Source organism: Salmonella enterica subsp. arizonae, assembly GCF_008692845.1.
Taxonomy (GTDB): domain Bacteria; phylum Pseudomonadota; class Gammaproteobacteria; order Enterobacterales; family Enterobacteriaceae; genus Salmonella; species Salmonella arizonae.
In genome coordinates, this window is sequence record NZ_VXJW01000025.1 from 1 (window position 1) to 4,658 (window position 4,658).

The following is a 4,658-nucleotide window of genomic DNA, read 5'->3' on the forward strand; positions in this document are numbered from 1 at the left end:
CGCCCGGGAAGTCGTACTGAGACAGAAGTTCACGAACTTCCATTTCAACCAGTTCCAGCAGCTCTTCGTCATCAACCATGTCGCATTTGTTCAGGAACACGATGATGTACGGAACGCCTACCTGACGGCCCAGCAGGATGTGCTCACGGGTCTGCGGCATCGGGCCGTCAGTCGCAGCAACAACCAGGATCGCGCCGTCCATCTGCGCAGCACCGGTGATCATGTTTTTAACATAGTCGGCGTGCCCCGGGCAGTCTACGTGTGCGTAGTGGCGGGTCGGGGTATCGTATTCAACGTGAGAAGTGTTGATGGTGATACCACGCGCTTTTTCTTCCGGCGCGTTATCGATCTGGTCGAATGCGCGGGCGGCACCGCCGTAGGTTTTAGCCAGTACGGTAGTAATGGCAGCGGTCAGCGTTGTTTTACCATGGTCAACGTGGCCGATAGTACCGACGTTAACGTGCGGTTTTGTACGTTCAAACTTTTCTTTAGACATCGATTGTCCCTCTAAGACACGGATAAATCGGTGATATCACCACATCAACCAGGCAACATGCCCGACTTGTTGAATGCTAATAAACAGAAATAAAACAGGAAGGAGAAAAGAAGTGGTGCTGATAGGCAGATTCGAACTGCCGACCTCACCCTTACCAAGGGTGCGCTCTACCAACTGAGCTATATCAGCACATCTTGGAGCGGGCAGCGGGAATCGAACCCGCATCATCAGCTTGGAAGGCTGAGGTAATAGCCATTATACGATGCCCGCATCCTGGAACTCGGCTACCTGATTTTCATTCTGCACTGAATATCGAGAGAAACCCTCTTTATTCGAGCCGGTAAGCGAACTTATCGTCTCGGGCTGCGCCATCGCGCGGCCGAAAATGGTGGTGGGGGAAGGATTCGAACCTTCGAAGTCTGTGACGGCAGATTTACAGTCTGCTCCCTTTGGCCGCTCGGGAACCCCACCGGACTTGATGGTGCCGACTACCGGAATCGAACTGGTGACCTACTGATTACAAGTCAGTTGCTCTACCTACTGAGCTAAGTCGGCATCAAGTAGCGCGCATTCTATGGAGACCTGCGTGCTCATGCAACTAAAAAATTGCATAAAATGTTCTATCGCTCACATTTTGCGCTATAAGAGACAAAAATGCTCTAATTTCAAACAGGAGAGCATAAATTTTCGGCATTTTACTGAACGTCCAGTCAGGATACGACACGGCATTTCAACGCTCCGTCGATAAAAAGCTATCTTCTGTATCTGGTATATTCGTCACATTGCTTCTTAGGGATAGCTTTCACGGCGAGATTTTTTCTTATTATTCCTCCCCATCTGGTGTTACCCTCCTGCCCATTGTCCAAATTAACTTAAATGTGACGTGCCGTTACATGTCAGGGATGGCCCTGGTTCATCGCTGAACTGATGTAGCAATGGCAGCCAGAAACATGCTTATGAGTATAAAAGAGCAATCGTTAATGACGCCTTACCTGGAGTTTGATCGCAGCCAGTGGGCTGCGCTTCGCGATTCTGTGCCAATGACCCTGACCGAGGATGAGATCGCGCAGTTAAAAGGCATTAATGAAGATTTATCGCTGGAAGAAGTTGCAGAAATATATTTACCACTCTCCCGTTTGCTAAATTTTTATATCAGTTCAAATCTGCGTCGTCAGGCTGTCCTTGAGCAGTTTCTGGGCACCAACGGCCAACGAATTCCTTATATCATCAGTATTGCAGGTAGCGTAGCCGTTGGTAAAAGCACGACAGCGCGCGTTCTGCAAGCATTGCTGAGCCGCTGGCCGGAACACCGCCGTGTTGAATTGATTACCACAGACGGCTTCCTCCACCCAAACCAGGTGTTGAAAGAGCGCGGGTTAATGAAGAAAAAGGGGTTTCCCGAATCGTATGATATGCACCGACTGGTGAAATTCGTTTCTGACCTCAAGTCTGGCGTACCGAACGTGACGGCGCCGGTCTATTCACATTTGATTTACGATGTTATTCCTGACGGGGATAAAACCGTCGCTCAGCCTGATATATTGATTCTTGAAGGTTTAAATGTTTTACAAAGCGGCATGGATTATCCTCACGATCCGCACCATGTATTTGTCTCTGATTTCGTTGATTTCTCTATTTACGTTGATGCGCCAGAAGAACTTCTTCAGACATGGTATATCAATCGCTTTCTGAAATTCCGTGATGGGGCATTTACCGATCCTGACTCTTATTTCCACAATTATGCGAAATTGTCTAAAGAAGAGGCGATAAATACAGCAACCTCGCTCTGGAGGGAAATTAACTGGTTGAATTTAAAGCAAAATATTCTACCCACACGAGAGCGTGCCAGCCTCATTATGACCAAGAGCGCTAACCATGCGGTGGAACAGGTAAGGTTAAGAAAATAATAGAAGAAAGGGGAGCAATGACTCCCCTTTTTATTATTCAGCGCTTCGCAGTGATATTTCTCCTCCCATCCATGGTTTAATCACGCCATCCTGTTCAAGCAATAATGCGCCCTGAGTATCAATGCCGCGAGAAATACCAAATATTTCTTTGTCGCCAATAATCAGTTTTACTGGACGATGAATAAAATTATCTAGATTTTCCCAACGCGTGAGATAAGGAGAAAGCCCTTCCTGCTCAAAGAGTTCAAGCGCAATACGTAGCTCATAAATCAACTTTGCAGTCAGCGTATTGCGATCGAGCGTAATTCCGGCCTCCTGCAAGGTGATCCATCCCTGATTTATCACGCCCTCTTCTACACGACGCATCGCCATGTTGATACCAGCGCCAATCACTATTTGTGCGGCATCGCCTGTTTTACCGGTTAACTCGACCAGAATACCGGCCAGTTTGCGATCCAGCAGATAGAGGTCGTTAGGCCACTTCACGCGAACTTTATCAGCGCCCAGTTCACGCAGCACTTCCGCCATCACAATCCCAATTACCAGACTCAGGCCTATTGCCGCTGCGGGTCCCTGCTCCAGGCGCCAGTACATTGAAAGATACAGATTCGCGCCAAACGGTGAGAACCACTTACGCCCGCGACGGCCTCGCCCCGCCTGTTGGTATTCTGCTACGCAGGCATCGCCTGAGCGCAGCTCGCCAATTCGATCAAGTAAATATTGATTCGTTGAATCGATAACAGGCAATACCGCCACGTTTCCGCTATCCAGTTGGCTATGTATACGGTCAGCATCCAGTAACTGGATGGGTTCCGGTAAGCTATATCCTTTCCCGGGAACGGTAAATACATCTACTCCCCAGTCGCGTAATGTCTGGATATGTTTATTAATCGCCGCGCGGCTCATTCCCAGCCGTTCACCCAATTGCTCGCCTGAGTGAAACTCTCCGTCGGCAAGTAGTGAGATTAGCGTCAGGGGAACGGTAGTATCTTTCATGCAATGCTCTCCACAGCGTTCACTTCTCCGGACTGACCAATAAAACGAACCTCAGGCTCCAGCCAGACATTAAATTTTTCACCCACTTTTTGCCGGACATGCTGCGCCAGCGCCACCACGTCTTTACTTGTCGCATTATTAGCATTAATCAGTACCAGCGCCTGTTGACGATGCACCGCAGCGCCGCCAATAGTGACGCCTTTCAACTGACATTGGTCTATCAGCCAGCCTGCCGCCAGCTTCACTGAGCCGTCTGCCTGAGGGTAATGCGGCGCGTTGGGAAATCGTTCTAACAGTTCCATAGCGATATCGGCTGCGACAACGGGATTTTTAAAAAAGCTGCCCGCATTGCCATGCACTTTAGGGTCCGGCAATTTTGTTGTGCGCATATGGCATACAGCATCAAATACCTGTTGCGCAGTGACCATTTTTGGATCCAGACGAGTAAGATCGCCGTAGGTCAATATCGGTTGCCATTGCTTTGACAGACGTAGCCCCACCGCGACGATCGCAACGCGATCCTGATATTCATGTTTGAAGATACTGTCACGATAGCCGAAACGACATTCCGCCGCGGACAAACGCAGACGTTTTCCCGTTTCCAGTTCAATGCAGTCAACGTAGTCGCAGACGCGCTGTAGTTCTACACCATACGCGCCAATATTCTGTATAGGCGAAGAACCAACGCAGCCAGGGATGAGCGCCAGATTCTCCAGGCCGGGCATGTTGTTGTCCAGCGCATAGCGAACGAGTTGATGCCAGTTCTCTCCGGCGCCAACATACAGATGCCATGCCTCTGCCGTTTCCTTTACCTCAATGCCTTTCAGGCGGTTAAGGATCACGGTGCCGGCGTAATTTTCCAGAAACAGGACGTTGCTTCCTTCACCCAGGATCATAACCGGCAGTCCCTCACGAGTTGCTTGCTGCCAGGCGCTCAGTAGTTGTTGTTCGTTTTCAGCGCATACGATGTGCTTTGCACAATGATCAATGCCGAAGGTATTCCAGGTTTTTAGGGAATGGGTCATGGCTGCTTTCCTGATACTCAATCGGCAATAGTTTACCGTATCTGTGTTGGGAAGGCTTGCGGTTATATTGAGGGTGGATCGGTGCGTCCCCGTAGGGCGGATAAGGCACAGATGCAAAAAAGCCCGTCCTGATGGACGGGCTTCTTCACTTGTTTGATGCCTGGCAGTTCCCTACTCTCGCATGGGGAGACCCCACACTACCATCGGCGCTACGGCGTTTCACTTCTGAGTTCG

5 protein-coding genes, 4 tRNA genes and 1 rRNA gene are annotated in these 4,658 nt (G+C 49.7%); 2 read left to right on the forward strand and 8 right to left on the reverse strand.

The window, feature by feature from the left end; all coding sequences use genetic code 11:
- The 5 genes from F4V61_RS21840 to F4V61_RS21860 all read right to left on the reverse strand — a co-directional run.
- Positions 1–496, reverse strand: a 496-nt coding sequence (locus tag F4V61_RS21840; protein ID WP_000031734.1) for a GTP-binding protein, incomplete at its 3' end; no start/stop codon positions are given.
- A gap of 113 nt (positions 497–609) precedes the next feature.
- A tRNA-Thr gene (locus tag F4V61_RS21845) sits at positions 610–685 on the reverse strand.
- A 6-nt stretch (positions 686–691) separates the two neighbouring features.
- Positions 692–766, reverse strand: a tRNA-Gly gene (locus F4V61_RS21850).
- A gap of 116 nt (positions 767–882) precedes the next feature.
- Positions 883–967: transfer RNA gene (locus F4V61_RS21855), tRNA-Tyr, on the reverse strand.
- Between the two features lie 8 nt (positions 968–975).
- Positions 976–1,051 (reverse strand) — tRNA-Thr (locus F4V61_RS21860).
- 19 nt (positions 1,052–1,070) lie between these two features.
- On the opposite strand from F4V61_RS21860, the gene F4V61_RS21865 reads away from it, so the two are divergent.
- Both F4V61_RS21865 and coaA read left to right on the forward strand, forming a co-directional pair.
- The gene (locus tag F4V61_RS21865; RefSeq protein WP_038397233.1) at positions 1,071–1,244 is read left to right on the forward strand and encodes a hypothetical protein; all 174 of its coding nucleotides are present in this window, start codon (positions 1,071–1,073) and stop codon (positions 1,242–1,244) included.
- Between the two features lie 208 nt (positions 1,245–1,452).
- Positions 1,453–2,403 carry a type I pantothenate kinase gene (gene coaA, locus F4V61_RS21870; protein WP_058346079.1) on the forward strand — a complete coding sequence of 317 codons (951 nt, stop codon included), beginning with the start codon at positions 1,453–1,455 and terminating at the stop codon, positions 2,401–2,403.
- Positions 2,404–2,436: 33 nt separating this feature from the next.
- Here coaA and birA read toward each other — a convergent pair whose 3' ends face one another.
- From birA to rrf, 3 genes are all read right to left on the reverse strand, one after another.
- Positions 2,437–3,399: a bifunctional biotin--[acetyl-CoA-carboxylase] ligase/biotin operon repressor BirA gene (gene birA / locus F4V61_RS21875; protein ID WP_058346080.1), complete on the reverse strand. Its 963-nt coding sequence runs from the start codon at positions 3,397–3,399 to the stop codon at positions 2,437–2,439.
- On the reverse strand, positions 3,396–4,424 hold the full coding sequence (gene murB, locus F4V61_RS21880; protein ID WP_058346081.1) for a UDP-N-acetylmuramate dehydrogenase: 1,029 nt from the start codon (positions 4,422–4,424) through the stop codon (positions 3,396–3,398). The genes birA and murB overlap by 4 nt, the downstream gene beginning before the upstream one ends.
- A gap of 158 nt (positions 4,425–4,582) precedes the next feature.
- Positions 4,583–4,658 (reverse strand): 5S ribosomal RNA (rrf, locus tag F4V61_RS22905); the annotation flags it as partial.

What these genes read in the sequence shown, in the direction of transcription:
- F4V61_RS21865 (WP_038397233.1), top strand. Translation starts at nt 1,071, where the DNA reads ATGGAGACCTGCGTGCTCATGCAACTAAAAAATTGCATAAAATGTTCT.
- coaA (WP_058346079.1), top strand. Translation starts at nt 1,453, where the DNA reads ATGAGTATAAAAGAGCAATCGTTAATGACGCCTTACCTGGAGTTTGAT.
- birA (WP_058346080.1), bottom strand. Translation starts at nt 3,399, where the DNA reads ATGAAAGATACTACCGTTCCCCTGACGCTAATCTCACTACTTGCCGAC.
- murB (WP_058346081.1), bottom strand. Translation starts at nt 4,424, where the DNA reads ATGACCCATTCCCTAAAAACCTGGAATACCTTCGGCATTGATCATTGT.